9 protein-coding genes and 1 pseudogene are annotated in these 12295 nt (G+C 65.8%); 3 read left to right on the forward strand and 7 right to left on the reverse strand.

Annotated features, from left to right (window positions below):
* Nucleotides 1-176 precede the first annotated feature (176 nt).
* Nucleotides 177-497, reverse strand: coding sequence for a hypothetical protein (locus DFR29_RS17350; protein ID WP_133819891.1), 321 nt, complete (start codon nt 495-497; stop codon nt 177-179).
* Between the two features lie 233 nt (nt 498-730).
* Between DFR29_RS17350 and DFR29_RS17355 the strand changes: the two genes are divergently transcribed.
* Nucleotides 731-2245: an alpha/beta fold hydrolase gene (locus DFR29_RS17355; protein WP_166654170.1), complete on the forward strand. Its 1515-nt coding sequence runs from the start codon at nt 731-733 to the stop codon at nt 2243-2245.
* A 72-nt stretch (nt 2246-2317) separates the two neighbouring features.
* On the opposite strand, the gene DFR29_RS17360 is transcribed toward DFR29_RS17355, so the two are convergent.
* The 4 genes from DFR29_RS17360 to DFR29_RS17375 all read right to left on the reverse strand — a co-directional run bounded on the left by DFR29_RS17360 (nt 2318) and on the right by DFR29_RS17375 (nt 4794).
* Nucleotides 2318-3202 carry an alpha/beta hydrolase gene (locus DFR29_RS17360; protein WP_208113628.1) on the reverse strand — a complete coding sequence of 295 codons (885 nt, stop codon included), beginning with the start codon at nt 3200-3202 and terminating at the stop codon, nt 2318-2320.
* Nucleotides 3203-3282: 80 nt separating this feature from the next.
* Nucleotides 3283-3753, reverse strand: a complete 471-nt coding sequence (locus tag DFR29_RS17365; protein WP_133819894.1) for an SRPBCC family protein — start codon at nt 3751-3753, stop codon at nt 3283-3285.
* Nucleotides 3750-4097: an ArsR/SmtB family transcription factor gene (locus DFR29_RS17370; protein ID WP_208113629.1), complete on the reverse strand. Its 348-nt coding sequence runs from the start codon at nt 4095-4097 to the stop codon at nt 3750-3752. Before DFR29_RS17370 ends, DFR29_RS17365 begins: the two co-directional genes overlap by 4 nt.
* 1 nt (nt 4098) lies before the next feature.
* Nucleotides 4099-4794, reverse strand: coding sequence for a glutathione S-transferase family protein (locus DFR29_RS17375; protein WP_208113630.1), 696 nt, complete (start codon nt 4792-4794; stop codon nt 4099-4101).
* 1073 nt (nt 4795-5867) lie between these two features.
* Here DFR29_RS17375 and DFR29_RS17380 point away from each other — a divergent pair.
* Nucleotides 5868-10004: pseudogene (locus DFR29_RS17380) on the forward strand (ExeM/NucH family extracellular endonuclease); the annotation flags it as partial.
* A gap of 278 nt (nt 10005-10282) precedes the next feature.
* On the opposite strand, the gene DFR29_RS17385 reads toward DFR29_RS17380, so the two are convergent.
* Nucleotides 10283-10657 carry a DUF4288 domain-containing protein gene (locus tag DFR29_RS17385; protein ID WP_133819896.1) on the reverse strand — a complete coding sequence of 125 codons (375 nt, stop codon included), beginning with the start codon at nt 10655-10657 and terminating at the stop codon, nt 10283-10285.
* Between the two features lie 225 nt (nt 10658-10882).
* Here DFR29_RS17385 and DFR29_RS17390 point away from each other — a divergent pair, with 225 nt between their 5' ends.
* Nucleotides 10883-11752: a hypothetical protein gene (locus DFR29_RS17390; protein WP_166654171.1), complete on the forward strand. Its 870-nt coding sequence runs from the start codon at nt 10883-10885 to the stop codon at nt 11750-11752.
* A 62-nt stretch (nt 11753-11814) separates the two neighbouring features.
* Here the strand turns inward: DFR29_RS17390 and DFR29_RS17395 are convergent, their stop codons facing one another.
* Nucleotides 11815-12156, reverse strand: coding sequence for an NIPSNAP family protein (locus DFR29_RS17395; protein WP_133819898.1), 342 nt, complete (start codon nt 12154-12156; stop codon nt 11815-11817).
* Between the last annotated feature and the right edge of the window lie 139 nt (nt 12157-12295).

Consider the following 12295-nt stretch of genomic DNA (forward strand, 5'->3'; position numbering starts at 1 on the left):
TGACGCCTACGCCAGGCGTCGATGTCAAACCGCCATCTTCCGTTGCTGCCTGTTCCAGGCTCGCCGCTGTCTGCTCGCCACGTTGCGTTGCCCCGAAAAGCAGCCGCCGCTCGTGAAAAACCAACGCCCCGGCACACGGCCGAGGCGTTGGCTTTTATAAAGTTACAACACCGAACTTACTCGATGACGAATTCTTCGCCGTCGATCGCACAAATATCCACGCCATATTCTTCCAGCGGTTCGTGGCCAGCGATTTCATAACGGAAATCGTACTTGCAGACCGACGTACCGGCGATGGAGACCGACAGCGTACCGCCGGTCGGAATCGAACCCTGCAGGATATTGCTGCCCCATTCGCCGCTCGACGACGGGCCGCCGTACAGCGCCTTCATCGTACCTGCGGTCTTGTTCACGACCGTGAACTCAACGTCGCGCGCGCTGGCAACGGTAGAGCACAGAGCAAGCGCCGCAGCGACGGCAAAAAGCGTGTTACGCATAAGTTTTCCCCTGTTTGGCGTAGTGCCGGAGCGGAGAGTAGGGCCGTCTACATACGCCTAGCAATGGGGATTTTCGAGCACGGGAATCCGCCGTTCAGGTTCGCGCTGCGCGACGCTGCCGACTCGATGCCTGCTCGTAAGCGGGCGCCGCTTTTCGCTACCCGGCGTCAAGCCGGCCAGCGGCTTCGTACCATGAGTTTCGCCCCATGCCCTCGCCTGCTGCTTCCCGCACAATGCCGCATCGCGCTGACTTTCCTGCCATCGAGGTGACCGTGTTCCCTGCCGCCTGCCGTGCATACGTGGTCCTGCTGTTCGTCGCCATGGCTACCACTGCCACGGCCGCATCGGCAGACAGTCGTCCTTCCCCCGCGGCCAGCCTCGCGCCCTGTACCCTGCCCGGCGTCGCTCACCCGGCACGTTGCGGCAGCATCGAGGTGCCGGAAAACCCCGACAAGCCCGACGGCCGCCAGCTGTCGCTGAACATCGTCGTCCTGCCGGCGCGCAATGGCCATGCCCTGCCCGACCCGGTGGCCTTTCTCAGCGGCGGGCCAGGCCAGGCCGCGACCAGCGACCCGGCCCACCTCAGCACCATCCTTGCCGGCATCAACGAGGAACGCGACCTGCTGCTGCTCGACCAGCGCGGCACCGGCAAGTCCGCGCCGCTGCGCTGCCCGTTGGTGGATGCCGCCGATACCGCGCCCAACCTGCGCGACATTTTTCCGCCGGCGGCGATCAAACGCTGCATCAAGGCACTGTCTGCCACCGCCGACCTGACCCAGTACTCGCTGCGCCACTTCGCCCGCGACCTGGAAACCGTACGTGTCGCCCTCGGCTACGAATCGCTGAACCTGTACGGCTTCTCCTACGGTACTCGTGCCGCACAGGTATACCTTCGTACTTATCCCAAAACCTCGCGAACCGCCTACCTGGGCAGCATGGCGCCGATCGACGCGGACGTGCTGCTGGAATTTCCCGACGCCGCGGAACAGACGCTGGTCCGCACCTTCGACGCCTGCGCAGCCGATGCGGCCTGCCATGCAGCTTTCCCGGCACTGCGCCAGGAATTCGCGACACTGCTTGAGCGGCTGGACAGCGGCAGTGTCGTGGTGACCGCGGCCGGCACGAATACGAAAGTCACCCTGAGCCGTGGACGCTTCGCCGAACGCCTGCGCTCGATGCTCTACACACCCGAGAGTGCCGTCAGCGTACCGTGGGTGCTGCACCAGGCGCATGAAGGCAATTGGCAACCCCTGGCCGACGGCATGCTCGACTTCGCCCGCTCCATGGATGCGCAGGCCAGCATGGGCCTGTTCTTCAGCATCACCTGCAACGAAGACGTCGCCTTCCTGCGCGAAGCGGATATCCGCGCCCGCGCCACGCCACGCCAGTTCGGCGACTTCCGCATTCGCAGCCAGCAGGCGGCCTGCGCGCTGTGGCCGCGCTACCGCGTGCCCGACGGCTATCGCAAACCCATCCAGACCGATGTGCCGACCATGCTGGTCTCCGCCGAGCTCGACCCCGCCACACCAGCCTCGCTGGCTGCGCGCGCCGCGCCAGGCTATACCCGGCACGTGGAAGTGTTGCTGCGCGGCCAGGGCCACAGCGGCTGGACCGATTGCATCGGCGAACGCTATGCGCAGCTGCTGCGCCAGGGCACGGTGGAAGGCATCAGCCGCGAATGCCCGGCCACGCCATGGCCGGCATTCCAGCTCAAGGCCGAGGAAGCACCAGCCGACGGCAAGGGCTGAGCCGTCCTCGTTGCACGGGCTTGCAGCAGACTGCCGCTTCGCCTGCGCGTCGCAGCAGTCTGATCCAGCGAATCACTTCGCCGGCATGAACAGACGCTGCATCGCCCACAGCAGTCCGCCGGGAAACGTGGTTTCGTGGTACGCGCCGTCCACCACGCGCGTATGCAGTTTCAGGCCCGGATACTGGCGCGCCTGCAGCTGTTTCGCCATCGCCTGCTGGTCGCCGACCATGTCGACGCAGTTGCTGCCACCGCACTGGCCGGGACGTTCGTTGCCGCCCACGGCGAAGAAGATAGTTGCCTTCAGATCGCGGTGTTCCTTGGCGTAGTCGCGCTCGGCCTGGAACAGCATGCGCTTGCCGTACCAGAGCGAAGTGCTGGTAAGAATGTAATTCTGGAAAAGAGATGGTTCGTTGAAGGCCACCCACAAGCCGAACAGACCGCCGTACGACTGGCCTGAAAGCGTGCGTCGCGCCGCATCAATGCGGTAGTTGCGTTCGACCTGGGGCAGCACCTGGCCCTTGAGGAAATCCAGATACGCGCGCGCACCGCCGGTGACGTAGGGCTTGCGCGCGTCCACACTCGGCGTGTAGTCGCGGCCGCGGCTGTCGGCCGGCGTATTCTCGCTGGCGTAGCCGATGCCGACGATGATGAATTCCTCGAACAGCTGCTGCGAGAACGGTACGCGCGAAACACCCGAGGCCACCTGGAACGTATACGGCCCGTCGTTCAGATACACGACCGGATAGCGGCGTTGCGCGTTCTCCGGCTTGTCGTAGCCGGGCGGTGTCTTGACGTAGACCTCGTAATGCCGCTGCGAGACATCGTCCTTGAGCGTATACAGCGCGCTGCGTTCGATCTGGTAGGGCGGCGGCGCGGGTTCGTTCTCGGCGCGAGCAGTATCGAAGATGGCGTGCGAAACGAACACGGCGACAAGAACGCACAGCCAATAACGCATAGAGATCGAAGCCATTGTGTCCGAGCTGGGGCGAGATCGTCTGGGATTTTGCCGCGCATCACAAGTGCGTGTGATGACCGCTAGTGAACACTCGTCGACGCAGCGAGTTCCAGTCCGAGCTTGTCCAGGCCTTCCTCGGTACCGCGCAGGCGCAAGGCACGATCCTCGTGCCCGTCCAGATAGGCAAGCTGCTCGGTGTAGACCATGCGCGTGCCGCGCTGGCTGGCGAAGAACTCGACCGTCACCAGCGATGCCGACAAGCGGCGTCCGTCGAGCCGGATGTCGTAGGCGAAGACGATGCGCCGCGCCGGCGCAATGTCGAAGAAGACTTTCTCGATTTCCTGGATGCGGCCATCCGGATACGCCACGCGATGCGTCTCATGCCCCAGCGGGCGAAAGTCGAGGCGATAGCCGGTGGTGTATTCGGCATGGCAGTCCGACCAGCGCCGCTTGGCCTCCGGGTCGGCCCATGCCATGAACACCGCTTCTGGCGTGGCGTCGAACTCGCGCTCGATGACGAAATCGGTATGTGTGCTCGGAATGTGCGTCATCGCGCAGGCTTCCTGGTCTGTTGGGCGAGATAGAGTTCAAGACGATCGAACTGGCTGTTCAGCAGCTTCCTGCGCCTGGCCACCCAGGCCTCCATCGCATCCAGCGCCTTGGGCTCGATCGTGTAGGTGCGCACGCGGCCAACCTTTTCCGAGACGACAAAGCCGCCCAGTTCCAGCACGGCCAGGTGCTTCACGGCGGACGGCAGTGCGATACCGAGCGGCCCTGCCAGGTCGGATACCGATGCCGGCCCGCGACTGAGGCGGTCCAGCATGCCGCGGCGATATTCGTCCGCCAGTGCAAAGAACAGGCGATCCAGCTGCGCCGATTCCGCCACGCGATTCACTTCAGCTGTCCGCCGGATCGAAGAAGCGTCGCGACAGGCCGGCACGGCCTGGATAGAACCTGAAATACGGCCGCGCGTTTTCAATGACAGCGGCCACCGCAGGATGGGTGACCAGGCGTTCGAAATAGGCCGACAGCTGCGCGTGCTCTGGCGGTACTGGCAGATAAGTCACGGCATAGAACAAGGCCGGCGCTGCGGTGCAATCGGCCATGCTGAACGAGTCGCCGGCCAGCCATGTCCGCCGCTGCAGATGCCGGTCGATGATGGCGTAGCTGGTCGACAGGGTTTCGCGCGCACGCGCAACGCTGCGCGGATCGCGCTCGGCTTCCGGCTTCAGCAGATCGGCAGTGAGCGCCTGCATCGGCGTCATCACGTACTGATCCAGCAGGCGGTCCCACAGACGCACGTCGATAGCCGCGTCCGCATCATCCGGAATGAGCTTTGCGTCGCGCTGCGAATGATGGCGCTGCAGGTGCTCGATGATGATGCTGGTCTCGGGAATCGCCCGCCCCTGGTCCACGAGCAAAGGCATTTTTCCCAAAGGCCACAACGCCAGATGGGCGTCGCGCTCGGCCGGGTCGGCCAGATTGAGCAGGCGCTTGTCCACGTCCACACCCAGCATGTCGATCGCGATCAGCACTTTCTGGCAGTGGGAGGAGAGTGGGTGGTAGTGCAAGGTGAGCGTCGTCATGGGCATCCAATACTTTCCTTGAAAGGAAAGTGTCTGGCCATCGAAGCGGCAAGTCAAGCGTTGCGACCAGCACCAATACCGGGAAGCCGATCCGGTGGCCTGGTTGGCGGCGACACTAACGGCGGGTTAGCGATCCCTGCCCGGCAGAGCGGTGGCGGTCTTCTCGTCATCCGCAGCCAACCGCAACAGCAATGCCTGCGATCGCCCGGTATCCACCGCTGCGTCGCCGCCAGCCACCAGAGCGATGCGCCCGACTCCAGGAAAACGGGCCAGATCCGCCCCCGACCTCAACCCGTCACCATACGGCGCTATAGTAGGCCGGCAAGTCTTGCGCTCACGATTTTGGGGAATCGTCCATGCCGTCCACCGCTCTGCCGCGCCTTGTCCGCGCCTGGCTGCTGATCAGCCTGTTGTCCTGCCTGCCTTCGCTGGCTTTCGCCCAGTGCGTCAGCCTTACCACCCTCGGTTCGGCGGTCACACAGAACTTCGACACGCTGTCGAATACAGCCGGCTCGACCACGAACAACCTGACCATCACGGGCTGGTTCCTGACCGAAAGCGGCGGTGGCGCGCGGGACAACGAGCAGTACGGGGTGGATACCGGCGCCTCGACCACCGGCGACATGTATAGCTATGGCGCCGCAGCGGCGACGGACCGCGCGCTGGGCCAACTGCGCAGCGGCACGCTGATTCCGCTGTTCGGCGCCTGTTTCACCAATAACACCGGCTCGACGCTGGCCAGCCTGGCCGTGGCGTATACGGGCGAGGAATGGCGCCTGGGCACGGCGGCGCGCACCGACACGCTGGCGTTCGAGTACAGCACCACCGCGACCGACCTGGTCACGGGCGCCTGGACTGGTGTCACGGCGCTGAATTTCGTCACGCCGGATACCGCGACTGCCGGCGCCAAGAACGGCAATGCCGCGGCCGACCGCACGGCACTGGCCAGCACCATCTCGGGGCTGAGCATTGCCAACGGCGCCTCCTTCTGGATTCGCTGGAACGATACCGACGCCAGCGGCGCCGACGACGGCCTGGCGGTCGACGATTTCTCGCTGACGCCGCAGGCGCCGATCGCACTGCCCAACCTGAGCATCAACGACGTCATTCTCAACGAAGGCAATGCGGGCACGACTTCGTTCACCTTTACCGTCAGCCTTTCCGCGCCGGCCGGCCCGGGCGGCGTCACCTTCGACATCGCTACCGCCGACGGCACTGCCGTCGCGCCGGGCGACTACGTGACCAAATCGCTGACCAGCCAGACTATCCCCGCCGGCAGCAGTACGTATTCCTTCACGGTGCTGGCCAACGGCGACACGACGCCGGAAACCAACGAGACCTTCTTCGTCAACGTGACCGCGGCCACCGGTGCGACCGTCACTGACGGCCAGGGCCAGGGCACCCTCGTCAACGACGACGCGGCGCCCAACCTCACCATCAACGATGTGTCGCTCAACGAAGGCAATGCGGGCACGACGACGTTTACCTTCATCGCGAGCCTGTCGGCACCGGCGCCAGCCGGCGGCGTGACGTTCGATATCGCCACGGCCAACGGCACGGCAATCGCCCCGGGCGACTACACGGCGAGTTCGCTGACCGGCCAGACCATTCCGGCCGGCAGCAGCACGTATACTTTTTCCGTACTGGTGAACGGCGACATCACGCCGGAAAGCGACGAGACGTTTGTCGTCACCATCACCAATGCGACCAATGCCATCGTCACCGACGGCCAGGGTCAGGGCAACATCGTCAACGACGACCTGTCGCGCATCCACGATGTGCAGGGCAACGGCGCGTCCACGCCGATTCCCGGCGCCACGGTGACAGTGCAAGGCATCGTCATCGGCAATTTCCAGGGCGCGGGCAGATTGCAGGGCTTTTTCCTGCAGGAAGCCGACGCGAATGCCGACGCGGATCCGGCCACGTCAGAAGGCATTTTCGTGTCGTGCGGCAGCTGCGCCACGCCGGTCGCCGAAGGGCAGGTCGTGCGCGCCACGGGCGTGGTTTCGGAAAGCAACAACCTCACCCAGATCAGCGCGACCACGGCCGGCGCCGTTGTCGTGACCAACGCGGGCAACAACCTGGCCCAGGTCACGCCGACGACGATCGATCTGCCCGTGGTCGGCGCGATCGACGATTTCTACGAGTCGCGCGAAAGCATGCGCGTCACCTTCGTCGATACGCTCGCCGTCAGCGACTATTTCGAAATGGCGCGCTACGGCCAGCTGGTGCTGATGGAAGGCGGCCGGCCGCGCGCATTCACCGAGTTCGCCACGCCGAGCGTTGCCGGCTACACCGCCTACCTCGACAACCTGGCGCGCCGCCGCGTGCTGCTGGACGACGACAACAACGCGCAGGAGTCTTTCCTCACCCAGCCCAACGGCATGCAGTCCGTCTATCACCCGCGTGCCAACGGCGGTTTCTCGTTCGGCACGCAGGGTACGGATTTCTTCCGCGGCGGCGACCTGGTCAACGGCCTGACCGGCGTGCTGGATTTTTCCGACCCCGCCGGTGCCGCGTCGCCGAGCTGGCGCGTACGCCCCGTTGCCGCAACACCGCCGACGTTTACCGTTGCCAATCCGCGCCCGGCCACACCGCCGGCCGTCGGCGGCGCGATCAAGGTCACCGGCCTCAACCTGCTGAACTACTTCACCACCATCGATACCACGGCCAGCAGCAGCGCCGGCCCCTGCGGCCCGGGCGGTACGCTGGACTGCCGCGGTGCCGACAGCGTGGCCGAGCTGAACCGCCAGCGCGAGCGTGCCTCGGTCGTGATCTGCAGCCTCAACGCCGATGTCGCGGCGCTGATCGAGCTGGAGAACACCACCCCCAGCGCCACCATCACCGACCTGCTCGGCGCGATCAACGCGCGCTGCGGCGGCGCGCATCCGTATGCCTTCGCCAATACCGGCGGCACGCTGGGCACGGATGCGATCCGCGTGCAGCCGATCTACCGCACGGGCATTGTCTCCCCGGTAGGTTCGCCACTGAGCGATCTCGACCCGGTGCATAACCGCCCGCCGACGGCACAGACTTTCGACGTGGTCGACGCGACCAATGCGGCCTTCGGCCAGCGCTTTACCGTCATCGCCAACCACTTGCGCGCCAAGAGCTGCAGCGGTGCGACCGGCGGCGACGCAGACACCGGCGATGGCCAGAGTTGCTTTACCGCCGCACGCACCGCACAGGCCACGCGTCTGCTCAGCTGGATCAGCAGCACGGTCATACCCGCCGCCGGCGATCCGGATGTGCTGCTGCTCGGCGACTTCAACGCCTATGCGCAGGAAACGCCGATCGCGACGATTGTGGCCGGCGGCTATACCGATCTGGAAACCGCGTTCGAAGGCCCGGCCGCGTATTCCTACGTGTTCGGTGGCGCGCTCGGTCATCTCGACTATGCGTTTGCCTCGGCCTCGCTCAACAGCCAGGTGATCGGCGCGAGCGCCTGGCACATCAACGCCGACGAAGTGCCGCTGCTCGACTACAACGACGAAGTGGCCGACGTGGGCGAATCGGCCTTCGAGGAAAAACCCGACGGTTCGGCCCTGGTGCCGCCGCGCGTGGTGTTCCAGCCCGCATCGCCCTACCGCGCGTCGGACCACGATCCGGTGCTGGTCGGCCTGTTCGCGGTATCCGACCTGGCCGTCACCCTGACCGACTCGCCCGACCCCGTCGTTGCCGGCAACAACCTCACGTATACGATTACCGTAAGCAACAATGGACCGGATGCGGCAACCGCCGCGAGCTGGAGCCTTTCGCTGCCACCGGGCCGCAGCTTCGTCTCGCTGCCGGCCGTGGCCGGCTGGACGTGCACCACGCCAGCGGTCGGCAGCGGCGGCACAGTCAGTTGCAGCAATCCAGGCTTCAGCGTCGGCAGCGGCGTGTTCACGCTGACGGCGGCGGTGGACCCGTCCATTGCCGCGGGCACGGTACTGACGGCCACCGCGACAGTGACCTCGGCCAGCGGCGATCCCACACCCGGAAACAACAGCGCCACCGCAACGACGACCGTCGGCACCTCGGCCGACCTCGGCGTGACCAACAGCGCCGCGCCGGCAACGGCGATCAGCGGCCAGGCCATCACCTACACCATCACCGCGAGCAACGCCGGCCCCAGCGACGCGGCCGGCGTGTCGCTGAGCAATCCCCTCCCGGCCAATACCACCTTCGCCTCGCTGGCTGCGCCGGGCGGCTGGAGCTGCACCACGCCAGCGGTCGGCGCGACGGGCACGGTGTCTTGTACTGCCGCGAGCCTCGCTGTCACGTCGGCGGTGTTTACCCTGGTGGTGACCGTGGATGCGGGCACGACCGCGGCGAACATCACCGATACTGCCACTGTGTCGTCAGCGACCAGCGACCCGAACCCGGGCAACGAATCGGCCACGGCAACAACACCGTTGTCGGCGGAAGCGGACCTCAGCGTCACCCATGTCGCCACCCCGCTCTCTGGCCCGGACCTCGCGCCGGGCGAGAGCATCCAGTACGCGATGACGGTGACCAACGTAGGACCGAGCAGCGCCGCCCTGGTGACCCTGTCCAACATCATGCCGCCGCAGACGACACTGAACTCCCTGACCGCGCCGCCGGGCTGGAGCTGCACCACGCCTGCCCTGGGCAGCAACGGCACTATCAGCTGCACCCGGCCCACCCTGGCGCCGGGGTCGTCGACGATTACCTTCGTCGTCCTGCTGGATGCGGGCTACCTGGGCAGTACGGTCGTCGACACGGCGAGCGTCACCTCCGCCACCACCGATCCGGCTCCCGGCAACGAGACACAGACGGCGACCACGCCAGTGCTGGCGTCGGCCGACCTGGCCGTCAGCAATACCGCCTCGACACCGACGGCGATCAACGGCCAGCCCATCACCTATACCGTGACGGTGACCAACAATGGCCCCAGCAACGCCGCCACGGTGGCGATGAACAATCCGATTCCGGCCAATACCACCTTCACCGCCGCAACCACGCCGCCGGGCTGGAACTGCACCCTGCCGGCGGCCGGCGGCACCGGCACCGTGGCCTGCGCCAACGCCAGCCTGGCGCCGGGCTCCGCGGTGTTCAGCATCACCGTCACCGTGAACCCCGGCGCGCCGGTCACCATGATCGTCGATACGGCAACCGTCAGTTCGGCGACGGGCGACCCGGCCACGGGCAATGAATCGGCCACGGCGACGACATCGACGCCGGTGTCGTTGCAGTCGTTCGAGGTGGATTGAGTACTGAAGCGGCTATACGCGGGGTGCCTGCTTCGGCAGGCATTTCGCCCTGTCCATCGACGCAGCTCGCGCACGTTTGCACCGATCAGGCGTGCAGCATCCAAGCAGGAATACAAACCCACGCCGAATGCGGCCCTGGAAACTTCTGCCACCATCCGTTGCCTGCCCGCTGAAACGATTCTGCGCGTTGGTCAGATACGCGGTGGCCATCGTAGCTAGGTCCGGCTTGCGGTCGTAAACAGCAGGCAATCCGCCGTTTCCTACGCCGCGGTATGGCACTACTTCACCAGCTCCACCTCCACTGCCGCGCCTGCCGCCAACCTTCGCGCGCTCTCCAGCGACTTCACCTTGAAAAAGGTACTTGTCAACTCGGTGCCGCTGGACGGCGGCAGCTGGTCGCGGTCGGGTCCGGCGTTGACGATGGCGACGATCTTGCGCACGCCCAGGAACTGCATCGCCACGGGCCGGCCGTCCAGGGCGGCCAGGTTGTCGTCGCTGCCCGTGTATTCCTCGGCCAGTCGCAGCGCTGCACTGCTCGCCGCGTCGCGGTCGGCGGCCTGCAGCAGGAACACGTCTTCGCAGACGTAGATTTCGCCGGCCGGTGCTTCGCGCGGATGGATGGCAAAGGCGAGATGGGCGGTATACCAGGTCATAACGTTTTCCGAACCAAGGGCAGCGATGCAGGCAGCTGCTCGCTACTGCGGTGGACGCGCCAGCAGCGGCAAAACCCCCAAGCACTTAGGCCATTGCTGACGAAAAGCTGTAGCGATCGATGATCCCTGTACAGCCGCGCTTACGTACGTACCTGCACAGGCCCGCTCCGGTGCAGGGCCTGCCCAGGGAAAAGCGCCGGCTGTCTGAGGGGGTGAGTCATGGCCATGCGTTTTCCTGTCGTCGCGCGCGCGTTCGGCGCGCTGTTGCTGCTGCTGTTGCTGCTGCTGTTCGCGCTGCCCGCGCCGGCCGCGGTGATCTGGGCCCAGGGCGGTGCCCTGGTCGCCTGCTATCCGGGCAATCAGGAGGACCTGAGTTCGGCCGGCTGCCCGTGCGCCAGCAACAACGAATGCCGCACCACCTGCTCGCTGCAGACCGGCACCTGCGCCAGTGTCACCGGCGCCGCCGTGTGTGCGAGCGGCAATACCATCAACGCCAGCGTGAACGGCTGCGCCTGCAGCAACGACAACGAGTGCGTCGGCAACTGCAACCAGACCACCCATACCTGCGGCGGCGTGACCAATGCGCCGGTGTGTTCGATCGGCAATGGTGTGAAAGCCAGTACGAACGGCTGCCCCTGCGCGTCCAGCAACGAATGCCAGGGCAGCTGCGTGGCCTCGACCGATACCTGTGGCGGCGTGGTCGGCGCGGTCGACGACAATCAGCCCGCCATCGCCGGCACAGCGGCCAGTGCAGTGATCGCGCTCGGTACGGCAATGACGGATACGGCGACGCTGAGCAGCGGCATCCTCGCACCCGATGGCAGCATCGGCTTCGAACTGTACGGACCCAGTCAAGCGACCTGCATCGGCGCGCCGGTGTTTACCGCGTCGGCGAATGTGGCCGGCAATGGCAACTATGTCTCGGCCGCGTTCATGCCCATCCAGCCCGGCTACTACCGCTGGGTAGCGCGCTACAGCGGCGATGCCTACAACCTGACCGCGGCCACCACCTGCAGCGACGCTAGCCAGCGGGTGCTGGTGCAGGTGCTGGACCGCATCTTCTTCAACGGCTTCGAATTGCCGCCGCCGCAGTAAGCCACTGTCTTCACCACCGCACCGATGGCGGCGAGCGCAGCGGCTCGCCGCCGCTGCCGCGCCTATGCGGCGGCGTTGTTGCGGCGCAGGTCTTCCACCGCGTCGGCACTCAGCCACAACACGGTATTGAGGAAGCTGGCGATATACCCAAGCACCTGCGCACGCGGCCCCTGTACCCAGGTGGCCGAGCCATAGAACGCGTTCTGCTGCATCTGCAAGTCGGCCAGGCTGGCATAGGCGCGCACGAGGAAATAGCAGTCGGGCTCGTGCGGCGAGGGGCCGAAGGCGACGACGTCCATCGCCGGTGCGAGCAGGGGCATCACCTCGCCGACAACTACATTGTGGAAATCAGCCAATGTGCCGGGCTTGAGCCGGTACGCACGGATTTCGATCAGACGCTTCATGGCAGGCCTCGCTGGTAGCGCCGCGGCGGCGGTCTGCACCGACAGTGCCACGCTCAGGGCCGCGCAACCAGGGCTGCGCCTGCGGTGCCGCAGCGCTGCAACAAGTGGCATTTCCGTACTTGTCCGGATTGCTTCGCGC

It is taken from the genome of Tahibacter aquaticus (assembly GCF_004363655.1).
GTDB classification, from domain to species: domain Bacteria; phylum Pseudomonadota; class Gammaproteobacteria; order Xanthomonadales; family Rhodanobacteraceae; genus Tahibacter; species Tahibacter aquaticus.

Coding starts and splice junctions, on each gene's coding strand:
- DFR29_RS17350 (WP_133819891.1), bottom strand. CDS start 497: ATGCGTAACACGCTTTTTGCCGTCGCTGCGGCGCTTGCTCTGTGCTCT.
- DFR29_RS17355 (WP_166654170.1), top strand. CDS start 731: ATGCCGCATCGCGCTGACTTTCCTGCCATCGAGGTGACCGTGTTCCCT.
- DFR29_RS17360 (WP_208113628.1), bottom strand. CDS start 3,202: ATGCGTTATTGGCTGTGCGTTCTTGTCGCCGTGTTCGTTTCGCACGCC.
- DFR29_RS17365 (WP_133819894.1), bottom strand. CDS start 3,753: ATGACGCACATTCCGAGCACACATACCGATTTCGTCATCGAGCGCGAG.
- DFR29_RS17375 (WP_208113630.1), bottom strand. CDS start 4,794: ATGCCCATGACGACGCTCACCTTGCACTACCACCCACTCTCCTCCCAC.
- DFR29_RS17385 (WP_133819896.1), bottom strand. CDS start 10,657: ATGACCTGGTATACCGCCCATCTCGCCTTTGCCATCCATCCGCGCGAA.
- DFR29_RS17390 (WP_166654171.1), top strand. CDS start 10,883: ATGCGTTTTCCTGTCGTCGCGCGCGCGTTCGGCGCGCTGTTGCTGCTG.
- DFR29_RS17395 (WP_133819898.1), bottom strand. CDS start 12,156: ATGAAGCGTCTGATCGAAATCCGTGCGTACCGGCTCAAGCCCGGCACA.